A 19,280-nucleotide genomic window follows, 5' to 3' on the forward strand; every position below is an offset into this window, starting at 1 on the left:
GTTTAATTATTACGGCTTCTCACTTGAATGGGAATTGCTATATTTTGTCTATTTACCTCAAAATGACTGTAAAGAAAAATAAGGTCTGGCTTTTCTAGTCAGAGAAATCTACCATAGTTTTTGACTACAGTAGATTTTCTATTCAAAACAGATGATTCAATAGCATTAAACTACTCATCATCATCTTCAAAAACGAGATCATCATCGTCCAACTCGTTTTCTAAATCATCATCGTCATCCAGGAAATCATCATCCTCCTCAACCACTTGAATTTTCCGGGGTGGTTTAGTTGCAGTTTTAGATTTACGGACAGTTTGAGTTTTGCTTTTATTCTTGTTTGGTGGTAGCACTTCCACCTCAACAGAAGTTGATTCTCCTGGTAAAGCAGGTAGAGATTGTGGTTCATTAAAACCTGCAATCGCATCATGTTGTTGCCAAACTAAACTTTTAGCTGCGGGTTTACCTAAATACAGTTGGGGGAAATTATCAACTGTAGGTTTAGTATAAGCTACTGTTTTACAGCAATTATGTTTATTCTTACCTTCACCTTCTTTAAGTGCTTTAAACTCAACTTCCAGTACACCTAAACTGCGCCATTTATCGCTTTTACCGCTAAATTGCACTTGGAAATAATCAGCAAAGGTTTTCTCTAATGAACGATAAAACTCCTCACGCACTGATTTAAAACTCCAGAGAGCTACATTCTTGAATCGGACTACAACAGGAGTAGTATGTAATGGTTTGTTTTTGTCATTCAGAAACATAATTGCGTGTTCTGAACAGACATCCATTGTTCTTTTATCCAGACTATTTCTGTAGTCATCATAAAGACCAACCAACGAACCACCCACATCTTCCACGTCTGATTTATAGCGGATATATTCTGGTGCAAAACCTAAAACCAGTAACCGACCTTCAGTAATTAATAATCCGGTAACATCTTCAGTTAAAGTAACAGTAGTTAAGTCATCTTCTGTTGGCATTTCTATCCAACCAGCTTTTTCTAATTGGTCTTCTGGAATCAAAAGTCCAGCAGGTTTATCGTTAACAACAATGCCATAGGGAAGAAGTGGTTTACGAACTTGGTTATAATTATCATCAAATAGTTCTGGGTCTATTTCAAATTCTTCTCCTTCAAAGTCATAAGCATCCGTGTCATTTGGTTTGGCTTTTGAAGTTTTAGGTTGAGAAGCAGTGGTTTTGGTGCTAGATTGATTAGGGCGATGAGAGTTGTTTGTAGCTCTTGATTTAACCATTGAACTGTATAATATGATTGTCCAAAGCATGAGGCGTTAGCCTCAAAATTTGGTTATTAATTATCATTATTTGCGAACTTGTAATTTCGAGTTTGAGATTGTTGCAACGGCAAGGTGATGGTTAAAAATAACAACGACAAGGTTATGCTTAAAATCATAGATTATGATGGATTTATTTTAAACATATAATATTTCTTACAACCTCACTATTTAATGTTAAAATATTAAGTAGAACCAACAAATTAAAGTAGAGAAACTGAGATTGCAATAACTATTCTTAGTATAGCGGTTTATGAACAAAAATGAAATTACTGCGAATTACGATGAATCCTGGAAAGAAGCATTAAACAACTATTTTGATAGTTTTCTATCATTCTTCTTTCCTTCTATTTATGAAGCAATTGATTGGACACAAAAACCTGAATCACTTGATAAAGAACTGCAAGAAATTACTGGGTTATCAGAAACAGAAACAAGAATTGCAGATAAACTTTACAAAGTGTGGCTATTGGACAAACAACAGATATGGATTTTAATTCATATTGAAGTCCAAAGTCATTATGACGCGAATTTTGCACAACGGATGTACATTTATAATTACCGTGCCTTTGATCTTTACCATCAATTTGTCGTGGGTTTAGCAATTTTAGGAGACACAAGTTCCACTTGGCGACCAAACAGTTATCATCAAGCTATGTTGGATTGCGAATTAAGTTTGAAGTTCCCCATTGCCAAACTCCTAGACTATGAATCACGGTGGACTGAATTAGAAGCCAGCAATAATCCCTTTGCTATCATAGTAATGGCACATTTAAAAACCAAAGCAACCACTGGTAATTTATCAGAACGGGAACAATGGAAATGGACATTAATTCGCGGACTTTATGAGCGGGGTTTAACAAGAGAACAAATTGTTAAACTATTCAAAATCATTGATAAAATGATGACATTACCCAAAGAATTGCAACGAGGATTAGTAACTAAAATCAAACATTTAGAGGAGGAAAAGAAAATGCCATTCATTAGTCCCACAGAAGAACTAGCAATGGAACGGGGTGAATTAAAAGGAGAACAACAACTAATTCTCCGACAACTAAATCGGCGATTTGGCGAAATTGAATCATCATTAATTGATACAATTCGCACCCTAACAATTGACCAATTAGAATCACTAGGTGAAGCACTCCTGGATTTCTCCACTGTCACTGATTTAGAACAATGGTTACAAAATAAACCAGAGTCTTAGATTAAGTAAAAACCCCACTTTTCATGAACTACTGTGGGGTAATATTAATTCTCAGTAGGGACGGGGGATGCCTAATGTAAAATGAGAGGAATTCTAGAATCAGTGGAATCACCTCTGGACAAGTATTTCAAGCAATATGGCGAAATTTTTCTTGAATCGTTGCTATGCCCCGGATTAGTAACTAAAATCAAACATTGGGAGGAGGAAAAGAAAATGCCATTCATTAGTCCCACAGAAGAACTTGCAATGGAACGGGGTGAACAAAAAGGAATACAACAGGGAATACAACAGGGAATACAACGAGAACAACAACTCATTACAGCACTTCCGGCTGTAATGAGGTACACTAGATTAAAATACAAATGCTTTTAAATGAAATCATACTCTGTGGATCTTCGAGAAAAAATAGTTGCTGCGCATATTCAAAAAAACATATCAATCAGGAAAGTAGCTAATATATTTTCTGTGTCAAAAAGTTTAGTACAAAAGCTGGTAAAACAACAAAAAATTGATGGAGATTTACAACCCAAGAAGCGAGGAAAACCACAATTTAGTCATCTGACAAATGCGGACATAGATTTAAGAGAATTGGTTGAAGCAAATTCGGATGCAACATTGATAGAATTGTGTGAATTATTTGCAGATAAAACTGGTAATTGGGTAGGTCGAAGTGCAATGTGTTCTGCATTACAGAAATTAGGATTAAATCGTAAAAAAAAAACAACGCGGAGTACCCAAGCAGGAACAGAAAGAGTTCTGAATTTAAGATTAGATTATTGGGATCAGGTCAAAAATATAGAGCCAGAAAATTTAGTATTTCTGGACGAAACTGGTATCCTACTTGGCTTAACGAGGACTCATGCCCGCTCACAACTAGGAGCAAGAGCTTACTCTGTCAAACCCTTTTATCGAGGCTCAAAGGTTACAGTAATTGGAGCTATTAGTATTAAAAAAGTAGTTGCATTAATGACAATGAATGATTCAATGGATGGCAACGCTTTTGAAGTATTTGTTGAAAAGTTTTTAGTGCCACAGTTATGGTCGGGAGCAGTAGTAGTAATGGATAATTTATCCGCACATAAACGAGATTCAATTGTGTCAATGATTGAAGCTGTTGGTGCTTCAGTTCTTTGTTTATCCTCATACTCTCCTGATTTTAATCCAATTGAATTATGGTGGTCACAACTCAAATCTTTCTTACGTAGCTTTACTCCAACCACAACAGAAATGGTTGATAAGCTAATCTCAGTTGCACTCGACTTAATAAATCCTCAACATTTAAGAAACTGGTTTGCTAGTTGCTGCTACTGTACCTCATAACAGCCGGAAGTGCTGTATTGACTTCAGTAAATTCCTGCAACAATACAACAACCCCCAAGGCTGGACAATGATAGGTGGACTACTGGTAGTCCTAATTCTCCTACAAATCAGTGGTACTGGTAAAGGCAAAATCACCACTGGTAAAGTCTGCGGTATCAGTGAAAAACTAGCAGCCACTAACCTCGCACTCAAGCAAATCAAAGAACACAAGCACAATAAAGTTACTCTCTGGTCTGGTACACCCCGTTACTGGGCAAAAGGTAAGTGGCGGGGTTTAATGGCTAACCTCCAAACTCTGCTAGGTGCAGCACCTACAGTTTGGTTTCCTCATGCTGAACGGGGAACACTGGTAATAGGTGCGCCGGGTTCTGGGAAAACTTACTCAACCATTGACCGGATGCTAGAAAGTGCCATGCAGCAAGGGTTTCCAATTATACTTTACGACAAAAAAGGCGACGTGCGATTCGTTGGCTAGAAACCAATCCCTATTAAGGGTTTGGAGGATTAGCCGCAAGGTCTGAACCTTGACAACTTGATAGCCATGTAGGTGAGCCGATAAATTAATTATGGCATTCGGCAAGTCCTACCCCGCAGGTGCAGCGGTGAAAGCACGACCCCCACAGTAGAGACTGGACATCAATCTGTGAAGCGGGGCGAAAGACGGTAATCCAGCAGCCTAGCCGGAAATCCCGTTAGCAGGAACCCATGAGTAGCAAAAGCGAAGATGCGTTTAACCATCGTTATCTTGAACCAGCGAAACTAGGCTGACTACGCTGGAGCCAAAAGGCAAAGGATACGGAACTGGCAAGTGTCGCCGTGACCAGTAAGCACTTCCATTAAACCCGGTGGAGAGCATCACTCTAAAGGTTCAATCAATGGCTATCAGGAACGAAGTAACCCCCGTTTATCTCTCAGAAGGTCGAATATCTGAGAAGGTTCCAACCGCATGATAGGCGGGGGAAGGATTGAGTCAGAAGCGAATGCCTGGGGTAATGCCCAGGATAGGCTGACAGACTCACGGTGATTTGGAATGAATAGACACAAGTAGCAGTCAATATGTCTAAAACGAGTTTCAAGACTACGGTGGAATGGCAATCGATTAACTGGCGCAAGCTGGAACGTCGAGTGTTTAAGCTGCAAAAGCGTATATTCAAAGCCTCACAACGTGGTGATGTAAAAGCAGTTCGCAGACTCCAGAAAACACTGATGAAGTCCTGGTCAGCAAAATGTCTTGCCGTCCGACGAGTGACCCAAGATAATCAAGGGAAAAAGACCGCTGGGGTAGACGGAGTTAAATCCCTCACACCTCAACAACGGCTCTCCTTGATTAGCCAACTTAAACTTGGTAAAAAGGCAGCACCCACCCGCCGAGTTTGGATACCCAAACCGGGAACACAGGAAAAGCGACCTTTGGGCATTCCGACGATTAAAGAGCGAGCAAAGCAAGCCCTAGTTAAACTAGCGTTGGAACCTGAATGGGAAGCCCGTTTCGAGGTCAACTCATTTGGATTCCGTCCGGGACGCTCATGTCATGATGCGGTCGAAGCAATTTTCAATGCAATTCGGTACAAAGCCAAATATGTGCTGGATGCCGATATAGCGAAATGTTTTGACCAAATCGACCACAAGGCACTCCTAGAAAAGCTACACACATTCCCAAGTGTCCGCCGTCAAATTAAAGCATGGCTCAAGGCGGGAGTGATGGATGGCAAAACGCTATTTCCAACGGAGGAAGGCACACCGCAGGGTGGAATTCTGTCGCCACTGTTGGCAAATGTTGCGCTTCACGGGATGGAAAATCGGATTAAGCAAACCTTCAAAAAGGCAATTTTGATTCGATACGCAGACGACTTTGTGATTCTTCACGAAGATTTAAGCACCGTCCAAAAATGTCAAGAGATTATTGCCGATTGGTTAAAAGACATGGGTTTGACACTGAAACCAAGCAAGACTCGTTTAGCTCATACGCTGAATGAACATGGGAACGAACAACCGGGGTTTGACTTCCTCGGCTTCAACGTCAGACACTTTCCTGTGGGTCAACACCACACGGGCAAGAATACTTACGGTAAACCGCTTGGCTTTAAGACAATCATCACCCCAAGCAAAGCGAAACAAAAGGAACACTATGAGGCAATAGCGGAAATCATCGAAGCGCATAAAGGTGCAAACCAAGCAACGCTGATTAAGCTGCTCAATCCTGTGATATCGGGTTGGTCAAACTACTACTCAACAGTGGTTAGTAAGGAAGCCTTTTCACATCAGGACTACCTCATTTTCCAAAAGTTAGTCGCTTGGGCAAGACACCGCCATGCTGATAAATCCTGGGAATGGATCTCACGGAAATACTGGCAAACGATAGGCGGGGATCAATGGGTGTTCGCCACGCAATTAGAGGACAAAAATCCTCAGATACTGCGTAAACACAACGCAACTCCCATCGTCCGACATATTAAAGTCAAAGGCGATGCGAGTCCGTTTAATGGCGACTTCATTTACTGGAGTACACGAATGGGAAAACATCCCGAAGCTCCTCATAGAGTTTCTATGCTCTTGAAGAGACAAAAGGGAAAATGCGCCCACTGCGAGTTATTTTTCAGAGACGGAGATGTGATGGAAATCGACCACAAAATCCCACGCTCACAAGGCGGTAAGGATGAGTATCGAAATCTTCAACTACTACACCGTCATTGCCACGATGTTAAAACAGCCCTGGATGCAGCGGCTGGTGGTGTGCATGACAAAGCACCAAATCACTGAGGAGCCGGATAAATCGAAAGGTTTACGTCCGGTTTTGAAGCCGAGTACAAATGGTGACGTTTGTGCTTAGGTAACCAAATGCGACTCCACGCACCTTTAGCTGCAAGGTATGGTTATAAAGTGCGAGTATTTGCCCCCGGTGAAGCGTTTAGCGGCGTTATCAATCCCCTTGATTATATGCGTGATGCACGCGATGGGGTGATGGCTGGGGAAATTGGTCAAGTCATTAACCGCAATGCTGCTAGTGGTGGTAAAAGCGACGAATTTTTTGCTAAAGCCGGTGACTTGTTAGCAAAAGCATTATTACAGTTAGTCAAGGGTTCACCTTACCCAGATATGGCGATGTTGTATGCAGTGTTGCGGTTGCCAAAATTGGTACAACGTCTTGATCATGCGGTACAGTCTAAACGCTTAGATGAATGGGTAGCAACTTCATTTATTCAATTTTTGAGTGCTAAGGACGCAGAAAAGACTGTTTCCGGGATTTTAACCACCGCCGCAGGTACTTTCTCATCTTTTATTCAAGCTGATTTACTGCGGGCATTCATCGGTAAATCGGATATTCCTACCCAGCTAGAAGGTAGAGAAATGGTAGTGTTTAAGCTGGATGATGAACGCCGCAGTGTGGTCGGTCCCCTGTTAGCAGCTGCAATGCACTTAATGATTGTCGGTAATTTAAGCCGTCCCCGGAAAGACCCGTTGATTATTTCTTTGGATGAATTACCATCAATTAAACTGGATAGGCTACCACAATGGATTAATGAATATCGTTCTAATGGGGCTTGTTTTATCTTGGGTATTCAAAGTTTAGAGCAGCTTTATGATATTTATGGGGATAAAATGGGGAGTGCCATTGCTTCAGCTTGCAGTACCCATGTTTTATTCAATCCTGGTAACTACAAAACGGCAGAGGATTACTCAAAACGCTATGGTGAAAAGGAAGTATTAATTAAAAATCGTACCACAGGGCGAACTCTTGGTGGACAAATGAGCCGTTCAATTAGCTGGAGTGAGAATTTACAAAAAATGCCTGTTATCAGTGCCGATGAAATTCTCAAATTTCCCCAAGGTAAATGTGTAATTACCAGTCCTGGTTACGGTTCAGGGGGACAAGCATCTATTCCTTATCCTTTAATTATTCCTGTGTCGAAAACAGATGAAAAACGAGCTAAAGAAAGTGAGGGTCTGTGGGAAACACAAGTTAGACTGGCTTTAGAAAGTCAGGTGACAATTCCTGATATTAAAATGTTGACACAGGCATTGTATGACCGCATTGAGGAAGCAGGAAGGATGTTGCCATTACCAGAGGAAGATGTGGCGACAGTACAGGAGTCTAACAATCATCAAGAACCTGATGTTTTGGAGAATTTTGTACCACGAGTTTATCAAACTCCAGGGTTACAATGATAGAAAGTTGGTGGATTTTACAAAGCTATAGGACTTTTACAAAACTATAGGATACTGTGCCTATTTTATCAACTTTAATCAAGCAACTCCATATTTGGTGTAAGGACGTTTGTATGGGGGATGTAAACCTAAAACAATATCTGTAGCTGGAACTCCTCTTTCCACCAACTCTTGAGCAATATCAGCTTCCGTCATATTGTGTTGAATCCAGATTTTGTTATCTTTAATATCTAAATGAATGTAACAGGAATAAATGCGATTTAAGTCCTGCCAACCAACATCTAGAAGTTGATAATGATCATGTTCTGAATCAAAAATGAGTTGACATTCAATATTTGAATCATTTGGGGTAGCATGGGCGGTTAACAATTCCCGGATGATTTGACGATATTTATCTAGTTTTTTCATGGGATTATCTCCTCTTTGATAAACTGTTTAAATTCCTCTATAATTATCGGTAAATCGTTATCAATTTCTCGGTTTTCTTGTTCCTTAGTTATAGGACGAAACAACCGACGACCACGACTATCAAAACCAATTTTATCTGCAACTGCCATAAAGATAGGATAATCCTCTGCTACTGATAAATTACCACCTTTCCGTTTGAGAATCAAAAAGCTAGTGACAATTCCTAATTCACATTCTACTTGAAAGTTTTCAGAAGGTAACTGAATAGAAGCAATTAACACAGCCATTTCCTCTAATAACCATCTACGAAAATATGCTTGTTGAGATGAAGAAAGAATGCCATTAGGTAGTAAAACACAGACTATTTCACCAGGTTGTACTTGTTTTAAACATTGTTCTACAAACAAGCATTCTTGCTCTATTTTGTTTCTCAATTTCGATGTAATAACGTAACTGCCATTTTCTTGTTCTTTCCATTTGTACGCCATTTCAAATCGAGATAGTTCCTTATTAGTAGCAGAATTAATTTGGCAATAAGGAGGATTAGCAAGTGCTATAGTAGGTAAAGAAATTGGTAGAGGGGAATGACTAGCAGAGATTAGAAATAATTGTTTCCAATCATTAATTTCAAATTTCATCAAAATAAACTCCCTTGCAACTGATTTCCTGTATGATTATTTTCGTATTTGATACCATTAATCACCAAACTATTAGATAGTGGATGCTGAGGTGTTGATGAGGTAATTTCATAATTCAAACTTGGTCGGATAAAAGAAATACCTTTACCAGTTAGGGTATTACCAATAACTAAATCCCCACCCAAACTAGGAATAGGTAATGCAAAATAGGGAGCATAAAGCATAAAGTTTAAACTCGCTATCTTTACCAGCAGTGCATCCCATTCCCACCCTGTTAAACTAACACCATAGTTAGACATTTTCAAAGCTAATCTTCCTGTACCCATAGCTGGTTCATAAACATGAAAAGGAGGTGCAGCAGTAGCACTAGAAACGGCTGTAACAGCCATTGCTTTAGCTGTCCAAATTGGGGTAGGATAGAATTTAGCTTTTGATTTTCCGTAACCTTCAGTAGCTAATAAATGTCCTAAATAATCAAATGGACAGGTGATTAAAAGCTTTAATTCTAATGCCTTAATAAAGCGATTTTCTGCACCATTGCATCCTTCTGGTTCTGGAGGATTTGTAGTAATGCTGGGATGTCCTAAAGCATAAAGTAAGTAATCTGTGAAATAGGGAATAAATCGAGAATGACTACCCCAACTTCCTTGAGGAATAGCTTGCAAACAGTTTTTTACCATCTGCAAAGTTTGGGTATTTCCTAAATCTAAAAACTCTGTTTGTGGAATATCTTTAGGTATTTCCCCTGTTTCCATCGTCCAACGCCATTGTTCCCATCTACCTTGATATTCATCGTCTAATTTAAGTAGTTCTGGTAGTAGCCATCCATGTTCAGAAGATTTGGGTTTCATTGGCTTTTATCAATTGATAATTGACAATTGACAACTATTTCATTCAAGATTTTAAACCTCTTCTTTCAAGCTGAGAAAACATCCTCTAACTTCCAGGTAAGGATAGGTAATTGTCAATTGTACATTTTTGAATGTTATATTTGCCAATGAGAGAGGCATTAGCCTCTTAAATTCTGACTTCAGGAATGTTGTTTAAATTCATCATTGATAATGTTATTTCCTTATTCACTTGATTTGATATTAAATTATTATCTTGAGTTTGACTTAGTAATTTGATTAACCATTTTTCAGTTTGTTGATGCAATTTTTGATTCCAGTTTATATCTAACCTTTGGGCTGGTTTTATCGGGTCTACTGCTACAATTACAAGTTGTATTTGGTTAGGGGCAACTGAATATTGAACAGTTGTAGTCCACAACTTTACTCGGTCTTGCCAGCTTAATTTAGGATAACGCAGCGCCCATTCATAAATTCTGGGACTACCCCGTTTAAATGCTATATTTGTGATGATTTGAATAAAGTAATTTTCATTATTTACTGTCAAAGGTGCAATGACAGGAGTATCAACTAATAATTTCTTGCGTGGGTGAAAAAGTTCGGGTGCAAGTTCTTGTACTTGATTAACTAATTGAGCAATTTGAGGATTTGCATTTAATAAAGGTTGTACAGGAAGTTGTAAAAACAATTGTTTCATCACAAGTTGAAAGTTATCTGCTATGATAGAATCAAAGGCAGAGTGATTTTGATTGTGTTTTTGTTTAGGAAATAGAAGTTGTTGCTGTGTTTTGTTAATTTGTTGAATATCAGCAAGGTTAATTATTGACATAGTTGGGAGAAAATTACATCTCTCCCCAGCAGCGTTACGCTGCCAATTAATTATTTTGATTTATCCTGTTTAAATAGATATCTAAAAGTTGACATCTCAATATCTTCTTAAATCCTTTTTAATTCTCTACGAGAAAGATTTTCCATTATGCAGAATGTGAAATACAAAATCCTATTTATATACCACACGAAACCGTTCACATACCAATAGCATTTCCGGTGTTGGTTGTTTACCTATTTTGGGTAAAACACGGGAAAAATAGTTCCAGTGTTCTTGTCTCCAAAACTCCAGTGAGCCATCGCCTTCACCTTCATCATAAGCAAACTGGGCATCAACCTCAATATACGGTTTAATGCTTACTTCGGTGATTTCAATAATACAAATTGGTTGTTCATTACCATCAATTACAATTGCTTTTAATCCCACTTTAGGAAGTGTGCTTCCTTCTGCTTCCCATTCCCATAAAGCTGAACAAGTTGCAGTTTTGATTCCTTTGACAACTAAATCACTGAGTTGATTTGCTAAACAAGAATTGTCACCAAATTGACTTATATCATATTTATTGTCAGCTTGTGAATTATTTGGAAGTGTGGCTAAATAAGCTTGCCAATAATTTTCTATTATTTGATTATTCATGAGCGATAACATCTTAGATATTTTGTAAATTCTCATTCAGGTTTTAATCTCTTGTACATTTAATTGAGATAAAACCTTTTTTTTGAGTTCATTACTATACCATAGATTCAGATAGCAAGCCTGACATATCTAAAACTTGTTTAGACCAAATACCAGATTGTTCTGCAACTTCAGCACGCAATTTTTCATCCTCCCCAATATCATTCCAAGTTAATTCCCACATCGCTAGTTGAACTTGAATATTTACTAATTCTTCAGTTTGAATAGGTTCTATTTCTGCTGCTGTCCACTCAATAAACAACTTTATTTCGGAAATTACGCTTTTCACCGCTTCTTTATAAGCAACTTGGGAAAAAGACTTAATCCGTGCTAAATTAGATGCGATATGTCCTAAGCGATTTGGTATATTGTTGAGTTGAAAACGAGCTTGTTTTTCATCTAAATTCTGGTTCATAAAAATCATCAAATAAAAGGTTAGTTGTTTTCTTTTTACTATGATATGATAAATCCTATTCGAGTGAGATACAAGCATTAATAATTGAATGCAGATGGACGCAGATAAACGCAGATAATGTTGTAATTCGTTACACTAGGAAATGCTATAACTGTTAACGAAGGCAGGAGGCAGAAGGCCGTTTTTGTAACGGAGATTTATGCCCCGCTCCAAAAACTTTTTGCCTTCAAAGGCGTTAGCGTAGCGGGACGAAGTCCGGTTTTATATCCCATTGTTTCGATAACTTTTTTTATCCTACCCTTTGAGTGGCCTGTTAAGGGTAGGTATTTTCGCAAATTTAACAAGTAAAGAAGCTACATTTCAACTTAGAAACCGTCGTGAAATCTCTTGTTTTATTGTGCTTCACAAATTGAACAAGAACCTACGTTTCAGCTATAGCAACTGCATCTAACAACACCAACCCCATCTGCTTCAATAAAGCAGTATTCCCATCGGGACAACCATGTTGAATTAGACACTTAGCACAGCCAGTATGACAATTACAATCTCGTGCCATTACCCTACCAACCTCCGCTAGTTTTGGCAGATGTTTAAACACAGCTTCAGCCGCACCATTGCCACCATCACTGGTATCATAGAAATAACCAGTATAGTTGTTACCGTCTCCCAACTCCTTCACCACAGTAAAATTCACCTGTTTGGGGTCAACTGTAGCTACAAGCTGTAATGCTCTCATAATTTGATGTCCAAAGCTGTGCATAGCAATGAAGGTACTGGAATATTCCCACAACTGTTGATAACCAGAAGGAATTGGTTCTTTACTGCGAGTTAAACCGCTTCTAATTTCCTTTGCAAATTGCTGGATATATTCCCGCGCACTGGAGTTAATTGTTACCTTTACCATTGGAGCAGAAAACTGAGTACGGAAAGGTTGCTTAAACTTTTCTTCTGATAAAGTTTTGACAATTACAGCTTTGCGGGTGAGTTTACGACACAGGGGACAGCGCGGTTGTTGAGGTAAGGGTTCTTTATAATTGAGACAGCGTTTATTTAAACAAGTCTGCTCATGAATTTGCGTCATTAAATTGTAACCACTGGTAATGTGCTGCACTTCCCCAAAACTCAATTCCAGCGTTAAATATTCCTGACATGACTTACGCAAAATCTCTCTCAAACCCTCATTTCTCTGCGTTGCGCCAGTTGCTGCCTCTTGCTCCCTTTGGGAGAGCTTCGCTAACAGAGGAGCTTCGCTAACAAGTCGGGAAACCCTTTCGGCAGTTCCTCCTGGGGGACACCCCCAAGACCGGACTGCCTCACCAACGCACTGGCTTCTCTGCATCTCTGCGGTAGCCTTCGGCACGACCTTCGGTCTACGTTTATTCCGCGTAAGTTCTACTTGACATTCTTCAACTTCAGATAGAGGTACAGAATGCGAAATTTCCCCCTTTATTCTCTGTTCCTCCTTCACAGATTTTCCTATGACTAGGATGTCAGTTTTGTGCGAAACTTTCCCCTTTATTTTCTGTTCCTGTTCCCCCTGTTTCTTTTCTTCTAAACTATCTGGAGAAAACAATAATGGTAAATTTACTGGGTCAGTCAGCACAGTTAAACTACTGGTTTGTGATATTGTAGTTGCAACTGTAAAAATTGAACTATCTGTTACTTGTTTTAAAATCGCTCGTTTACTGTTCAGGTCTAGAGAAATACATTGATAAGTCAGCATTTGTCCCTTAGCATTTTGTCGTTTATAAATAGCTTGGGGATGCACTTCTCGATGAGCGATATCTTCAGATATTTCCTCTAATTCTTCCCCAGAAATTGCGGCGATTAATTTGATAGTTGTTTGCGATAAACCACCACGAAAATTAACATCTTTATGGGGATAACCTTTAGCCCATAAACCATTACGACCTTTGTGTAAATGTCCTTGGGCTAATAACAGTTTGGCGACATCAAAAGCGGCTGCACCGAAATAGTGTTTAATTTTGTTTGTGGGAATACCTGTTTCTGCGGCTGCACACATCAAATGTTTGGCTGCAAAGATGGGATATTCATCATTAAAAAACACTTCCTCAGCTTCTCCAGATACTAGCATTTCTGGATGTTCTGCCACATAACAGTCAATGGGATTTAAAGCATTGGGAAGCAGCACTGTTAGTCCTGGTTGAGAACGTCCTGCTCTACCACTGCGTTGCTGATACGCCATTTTAGAACCAGGCCAGCCACGCAATACACAACATTCTAATTCTGGTAAATCAATTCCTGCTTCTAAGGCTTCTGTGGCAATTATCCACTTGATTATACCAGACTGAAGTTGATTAACTACTTCGGCTCGACGCTCGGACGTAATGCCACTATAAAATGCGGTAACTTGGTTTGATTTTAACAGTTCTGTTAATTCTCGCACACTGCGCCGGGAGTTACAAAAAGCGATTCCTGATTTATTTTGATTGAGTAAAAATTGAATTATTCGGGCTGTGTCAGCAGTTAAATTGTAACTCGGTTGGGTGACAATTATTTGTTTTTGTGGTGCAGATGCGCCACTTTTACGAATCCAAATTAAGGGTTTGGGGTTGAGTTTTGTAGGTTTTAAACCAGAGATTTTTAAAGCTAATTGTTTAGGATTACCACAAGTAGCACTGAGGAAGATAAATTGCAGTTTTTGGGAGTCACCACCGTATTTATCTACTGCTAGTTTAATGCGGCGAATTAACCAAGCCATGTTTGCGCCATAGCTACCGGAAAGGGTGTGTGCTTCATCAATTAAGATGTAGCGTAATCGTTGATAAAAGTTTGCCCAATTTGGTGATTTCCAAAGTTGTTTGAGTTGGAAGTGAATTAATTCGGGAGTGACACCTAATATATGGGGTTCACTGGCAAGAATTTGTTCTCTTTCTGCTGATTTGACATCTCCTGTGATCATTGCTAAGACTGGGCGATATTTTTGAGGTATGGTAGAAAGTAATTGTGAGATTTTATGGAATTGGTCTAGTGCTAAAGCTCGCAGTCCATAAAATGCTAAGGCTCGGTGTTGTTGATTCATGCAACCTTCGAGAATGCCGGGGTATGTGCTGAGGGTTTTACCACTGGCTGTAGGGGATGTGAGGATAAAACTTTTACCTGTTCTAATTGCTTGTAAGGCTTTGATTTGATGGGAGTAAAGTTGGGTAATTCCTAATGATTGTAGGGCTTTTATTAGTTGTTTTGGTAGGTCTTTGGGGATGGTTTTGAGGTTGGGTTCGGTGGCGGGAATTGTTTGTTGATAGAGTATTTCTTCTCCTAGAAATTCGGTGATTTCTGTTGGTTCTGGGGGATGGTGATTGGGGTGGGAATTTTCGGCAATGGGTGTGGTAGGTGGTGTCCACAGGCTTTGTAGTAATAAGCTGTAGTTGGGCGTGTTCATGGTGGTGTTTTTTGAACTTTGCCCTTATAAATCCCCCATTGGGGGAAGATATTAAGTTGACAGAAGTAAACTCCGAATTTACAAAGTTATTTTTGATAAATGCCATAGTAATTTATTAGAAAATTATCATCTGGCAAATATTTTACTCTCTGAAGGATGTTTGTAATGAGGTTGATTAATGGTTGAATATAAATAGTTAAACTAATAGATTTATATTCCATTTGGTGTTATTCGTCATCTTTATCTATATCCAGGCTTTCATCAATTGTTACCCCGAATGGTAGGGTATCAAAGCCTAAGTTTTCTAGAGTTAAAATTGCTGTTTCAACTGATGAATTGTTGATGGTTTCTTGATTGACTAGGGATGTAAGTAATTCACAAACTCCCTGGTATTGACTGGCATTATAGTCAATCCAACGGTTAGAATATGCAAGTGCATCATGTAATGCCATTACCACTTCTGTATAGGGTTCAAATGGTAATTTATCGCGCATATTACGCATGGTACGCAGTAGGTTATCTGCATAGACAGATGCTATTGGTTCTCCAGAGCAAGAGGAGAGTTTTTGTAAATCTATTAAGATAGATTTGGTGATTTCTATTCCTGAAATTTCTAAGACAGTCTGCTCAATATTCATTGTGTTTCTGCAATAATTCTTGAGGTTTTAATTAGCTACTGCTTTCTATGTTAATACATATTTATCTGTGTTGGTAATTGTTTGTTGCCAGAGTATTTCTTTTCCTAGAAATTCGGTGATTTCTGTTGGTTCTGGGGGATGATTATTTGTGTGGGAATTTTCGAGAATGGGTGTGGTAGGTGGTGTCCAAAGGCTTTGTAGTAATAAGCTGTAGTTGGGCGTGTTCATGGTGGTGTTTTTTGAACTTTGCCCTCATAAATCCCCCAGTGGGGGAAGATGTTAAGTGGAAAATCTATAGCACTTCTAAATGATTGGTGAAAACTGCTGTTTCCTGACTTATCAGTTTTCAACTCAAATAGATTGCTATAGGTAAATTTAAAAATTAGCTTTTGTTAATTACAACCTAATTGTTTTCGTGATTCGGGGTCATTATTGGGGAAGCATAGACCGCTAGGAATGTGTTTGGGTAAATAGCGAGTTAGATTTGGGTCACGCAAACCTGTTTCCAAAAAAGCAGTTAAATCATTTACTTGTTCTGGGTTTAAATGTAAGGGTTTAAACCAAGGACTTAAAATACCTGCGTATTTGGCTTCTAATTTTTGCGGTTCTGCTTTGTTCAAATACTCGACAATTTCACGTATTGTCTGGAAAGATGCACCGTGACCATAGGGGGAACTATCAGCTAAGTTGTAAAGTTGTGGTACTTTGAATTTAAAATCATCCTCTGGTCGTTTAGTAACAGCACCGCGACCAAGATTAAGACCGCTAAAATCGTTGGGGTGGTCTGCAAAACCCACAGCACGAAAATCTTTACCAGATAAAGCAGGTCCGGTGTGACATTGTACGCAGGTAGAACTAAAGAAAATTTTTGCTCCTTTGATTTCCTGTGCAGACATGGCTTTTTCATCACCTTTGAGCCATTTTTGCAATGGTGCTTGGTTAGCAAGTAATGTGCGTTCATAAGCTGCGATCGCCAAAGCTGCGCGTTTATTATCTTCTTCTTGAACACCGACATAAGGACGATCTGGGAAAGCTTGAGCAAATAATTTTTGATATTCGGGAATTTGGGCGATCGCCGCTAAACCCATTTTATGAAAAGCTAAACCATCTATGGGTTGAGTTTCTAAACCATGTAACTGGTAACGGTTAACATCGTTACTTTTAATTAATTCTTCTTTAGCATTAGCACCAGCAACACCTAACCGACCATCCCACATTTTTACTTCTTGATAAGCACCATTTAATACAGAAGGAACTAATACATCCTGCTTATCTATTTCTGTTGGTGATACTTCTGGATCTCGATGTCTTTGTTTATTCCATCCTAAACCACCTGTTCCCAAACCTTGAGCTAAATTAGGACGAAAACCAGCTTGTGCAAGATGACAAGTTGCACAACTTGATTGTTGCCAATGTTTTTTATTAATTGGGTTTATACTTAAAGCGGTTTCATGAAATAAAAATTGTCCCAATTGAATCTTTGCTGGTGTAATGGGATTTTGGGGATCAGCAGGAATTTTATCAAGTTCTGAAGATTCGGGAAGGATAAAATAATTTAATCCTTGGTTATTAGGTGCTGCTGTTTTAATTATTTGTTTTAATTCTTGACTTAAAACTTCTGTTGATTCTGATTTTAAAGCATAGGCAATACCACAATTAAAATCCCAAATATTTATGATGCAAGTCATCAGAAAAATTATAACGACTTTGAAAAAATATCTTTGCGTCTTCATTGTTAATCATCTCCATTAATCAGTTTGAAAGTTACAGCAGATTGCAGAAAAATCAGAAGCTGGAATAATAAAACTCTTGTGGTACAGGCATCTTGCCTGTAATATGTGTATTTTATTCAGATAAAATATGCTGTATCTTGTCTTCTCACCATTTATTTTTATTTAGATTAAAACTCAAAATTTTCTAACAATAAGTTACAAAATTGATTGAGAGGTAAATCAATCAGAGGTTGATAAATAGAGTCAAGATCACTTTTAATTAAAACTTGGATTTTTGGTTGAGGTTGAGAATTGTTGATGATTTCCATTTCTTGAGTAATTAATTTTAATGTGTGTCCAACATTAAGGGTATTCCAAGTACCATTAGGTAATTTAATGTCAGTAATTGTGTAATTTCTCTGTGATGTGGTAATCATGGTATTTTTTACAGGTAAATTAGGGCTAAGATTCCGCGCAAAATCCCTCAGATAGATACTCAATTTTGTGAGTTTTTTTAGAGATGGAACTTGTTCTTTATTGGATAAATTACTCACTTGTAAATCTGCTAAAGTTGTACGATTACCTATATTTCTGATTAGTTCATTTTTTAGGTCTTGTAAAAACAAAGATTCAGCAGAATTAGAAGAATTAACTGCTAAAGCATTTAAAGAATTTGTGGCGAAAATTCCTACAATTAGCAACAATGATCCTAAATACTGGATTGGTTGCTTAAACTTTTTGGATATTTCTATAATTCTCATCACTTCTACATCTCCGAAAAAGCAAATATTAATGTGCAAAAATGATAATTGACTCAGATTTTACATATTCTAAAAACCATCTAAGCTAAATAATTCAGCTAGATTTAATCATTCAGAGAAAACAGGAAATAAGTAAACTGCACCCTGAAAAATTAGATTTGAAAAGAAAAAAAGTAGAAACAATTGATAAAATTATCTCTACAATCATGAATTAAAGTCATGTTTACATCTGTCTAACTGTACCTTTTAAGAAAGCATAAAAAGTATCACGGAAAAACGCATTAGCATTGACTCGTTTAACTATATATCTTTTACTTGTTTTGCGATTATGGATAATTAGGTTTAAAGTTGGGACTCTGCGATTTTGAAGGTTATTATTTTGATTTAATGCAGCAGTAACATCTGTAATTTCCATATTTTTAACTCTGTGATCCAGCATATCTTTTACATCTTTGGGAGTGATATTTTTATGTTGTCCTTGTGTATTAATAAATCCTACAACTTCTAAATGACTGATGTCTGATGCTCCATTAGTAGATGTAAATGGTATTGCTAAAGCAGCGTTTTCTGGCATTTTTCCTATTGCTTGATAAACTTGATTAATACTTTCTCTTAATTTGCTTTCATTATTAATAGTTGTTTGTGGTTGAGAATTTGGTTGAGAATTATTTGCGGGGTTATTTTCTTGTTGTTGGGAGATAATACTATTTACTGAACCCACTACCAATATATTTCGGTTAGCGATACTCTGAACATCAGATAACTGAGCAAAACAAACAGAAGCAAAACCTGCTCCTATTCCGATTGATATTGTGTAAATTAAATTTCTGTTATTCATGATTTAATAAACCAAACTTGTGTTTTTTTAATCTAAATTAAAGTCCAGTGCGTAAGCATTCAGATATTAGTTAACAACAAATTGCCACGCTAACAGCTTTTTAAGGATTAGTCCGAAAATTACTTT

General features: G+C 38.1%; 19 protein-coding genes. 6 read left to right on the plus strand and 13 right to left on the minus strand.

The window, feature by feature from the left end:
* Positions 1–170: 170 nt before the first annotated feature.
* Positions 171–1,256: a DUF5895 domain-containing protein gene (locus tag WJM97_RS23030; RefSeq protein ID WP_353933347.1), complete on the minus strand. Its 1,086-nt coding sequence runs from the start codon at positions 1,254–1,256 to the stop codon at positions 171–173.
* A gap of 292 nt (positions 1,257–1,548) precedes the next feature.
* Between WJM97_RS23030 and WJM97_RS23035 the strand changes: the two genes are divergently transcribed.
* From WJM97_RS23035 to WJM97_RS23060, 6 genes are all read left to right on the plus strand, one after another.
* Positions 1,549–2,502, plus strand: a complete 954-nt coding sequence (locus tag WJM97_RS23035; RefSeq protein WP_353933348.1) for a DUF4351 domain-containing protein — start codon at positions 1,549–1,551, stop codon at positions 2,500–2,502.
* A 213-nt stretch (positions 2,503–2,715) separates the two neighbouring features.
* Positions 2,716–2,874, plus strand: coding sequence for a hypothetical protein (locus WJM97_RS23040; protein WP_353933349.1), 159 nt, complete (start codon positions 2,716–2,718; stop codon positions 2,872–2,874).
* The gene (locus tag WJM97_RS23045) at positions 2,875–3,822 is read left to right on the plus strand and encodes an IS630 family transposase (RefSeq protein ID WP_353929831.1); all 948 of its coding nucleotides are present in this window, start codon (positions 2,875–2,877) and stop codon (positions 3,820–3,822) included.
* Positions 3,794–4,297, plus strand: a complete 504-nt coding sequence (locus WJM97_RS23050) for a type IV secretory system conjugative DNA transfer family protein (RefSeq protein WP_353933350.1) — start codon at positions 3,794–3,796, stop codon at positions 4,295–4,297. The genes WJM97_RS23045 and WJM97_RS23050 overlap by 29 nt, the downstream gene beginning before the upstream one ends.
* Positions 4,298–4,878: 581 nt before the next feature.
* The gene (ltrA, locus tag WJM97_RS23055; protein WP_353933351.1) at positions 4,879–6,582 is read left to right on the plus strand and encodes a group II intron reverse transcriptase/maturase; all 1,704 of its coding nucleotides are present in this window, start codon (positions 4,879–4,881) and stop codon (positions 6,580–6,582) included.
* Between the two features lie 78 nt (positions 6,583–6,660).
* Positions 6,661–7,989 carry a type IV secretion system DNA-binding domain-containing protein gene (locus tag WJM97_RS23060; RefSeq protein ID WP_353933352.1) on the plus strand — a complete coding sequence of 443 codons (1,329 nt, stop codon included), beginning with the start codon at positions 6,661–6,663 and terminating at the stop codon, positions 7,987–7,989.
* 78 nt (positions 7,990–8,067) lie between these two features.
* Here WJM97_RS23060 and WJM97_RS23065 read toward each other — a convergent pair whose 3' ends face one another.
* The 12 genes from WJM97_RS23065 to WJM97_RS23120 form a co-directional block, all read right to left on the minus strand.
* Entirely contained in the window at positions 8,068–8,397 is a 330-nt protein-coding gene (locus WJM97_RS23065) for a XisI protein (RefSeq protein ID WP_353933353.1), read from the minus strand.
* The gene (locus WJM97_RS23070; protein WP_353933354.1) at positions 8,394–9,035 is read right to left on the minus strand and encodes an N-6 DNA methylase; all 642 of its coding nucleotides are present in this window, start codon (positions 9,033–9,035) and stop codon (positions 8,394–8,396) included. Before WJM97_RS23070 ends, WJM97_RS23065 begins: the two co-directional genes overlap by 4 nt.
* Positions 9,035–9,886 (minus strand): hypothetical protein, encoded by an 852-nt coding sequence (locus WJM97_RS23075; RefSeq protein WP_353933355.1) that lies wholly within the window; start codon positions 9,884–9,886, stop codon positions 9,035–9,037. Before WJM97_RS23075 ends, WJM97_RS23070 begins: the two co-directional genes overlap by 1 nt.
* 166 nt (positions 9,887–10,052) lie before the next feature.
* Entirely contained in the window at positions 10,053–10,712 is a 660-nt protein-coding gene (locus WJM97_RS23080; protein ID WP_353933356.1) for a hypothetical protein, read from the minus strand.
* 171 nt (positions 10,713–10,883) lie between these two features.
* Positions 10,884–11,348: an ASCH domain-containing protein gene (locus WJM97_RS23085; protein ID WP_353933057.1), complete on the minus strand. Its 465-nt coding sequence runs from the start codon at positions 11,346–11,348 to the stop codon at positions 10,884–10,886.
* 94 nt (positions 11,349–11,442) lie between these two features.
* Positions 11,443–11,802, minus strand: coding sequence for a hypothetical protein (locus tag WJM97_RS23090; RefSeq protein WP_353933058.1), 360 nt, complete (start codon positions 11,800–11,802; stop codon positions 11,443–11,445).
* A gap of 421 nt (positions 11,803–12,223) precedes the next feature.
* Positions 12,224–15,205 carry a DEAD/DEAH box helicase gene (locus WJM97_RS23095; RefSeq protein WP_353933059.1) on the minus strand — a complete coding sequence of 994 codons (2,982 nt, stop codon included), beginning with the start codon at positions 15,203–15,205 and terminating at the stop codon, positions 12,224–12,226.
* Positions 15,206–15,432: 227 nt separating this feature from the next.
* Positions 15,433–15,843, minus strand: coding sequence for a hypothetical protein (locus tag WJM97_RS23100; protein WP_353933357.1), 411 nt, complete (start codon positions 15,841–15,843; stop codon positions 15,433–15,435).
* Between the two features lie 45 nt (positions 15,844–15,888).
* Positions 15,889–16,071: a hypothetical protein gene (locus tag WJM97_RS23105; protein ID WP_353933358.1), complete on the minus strand. Its 183-nt coding sequence runs from the start codon at positions 16,069–16,071 to the stop codon at positions 15,889–15,891.
* 164 nt (positions 16,072–16,235) lie between these two features.
* The gene (locus WJM97_RS23110) at positions 16,236–17,531 is read right to left on the minus strand and encodes a cytochrome c peroxidase (protein ID WP_353933359.1); all 1,296 of its coding nucleotides are present in this window, start codon (positions 17,529–17,531) and stop codon (positions 16,236–16,238) included.
* A gap of 212 nt (positions 17,532–17,743) precedes the next feature.
* On the minus strand, positions 17,744–18,316 hold the full coding sequence (locus WJM97_RS23115; RefSeq protein WP_353933360.1) for a hypothetical protein: 573 nt from the start codon (positions 18,314–18,316) through the stop codon (positions 17,744–17,746).
* Positions 18,317–18,539: 223 nt separating this feature from the next.
* Complete coding sequence (locus WJM97_RS23120; protein WP_353933361.1) at positions 18,540–19,154, minus strand: hypothetical protein; 615 nt, start codon at positions 19,152–19,154, stop codon at positions 18,540–18,542.
* Positions 19,155–19,280 lie beyond the last annotated feature (126 nt).

Origin of the sequence: Okeanomitos corallinicola TIOX110 (assembly GCF_038050375.1) — a bacterium.
GTDB lineage: Bacteria > Cyanobacteriota > Cyanobacteriia > Cyanobacteriales > Nostocaceae > Okeanomitos > Okeanomitos corallinicola.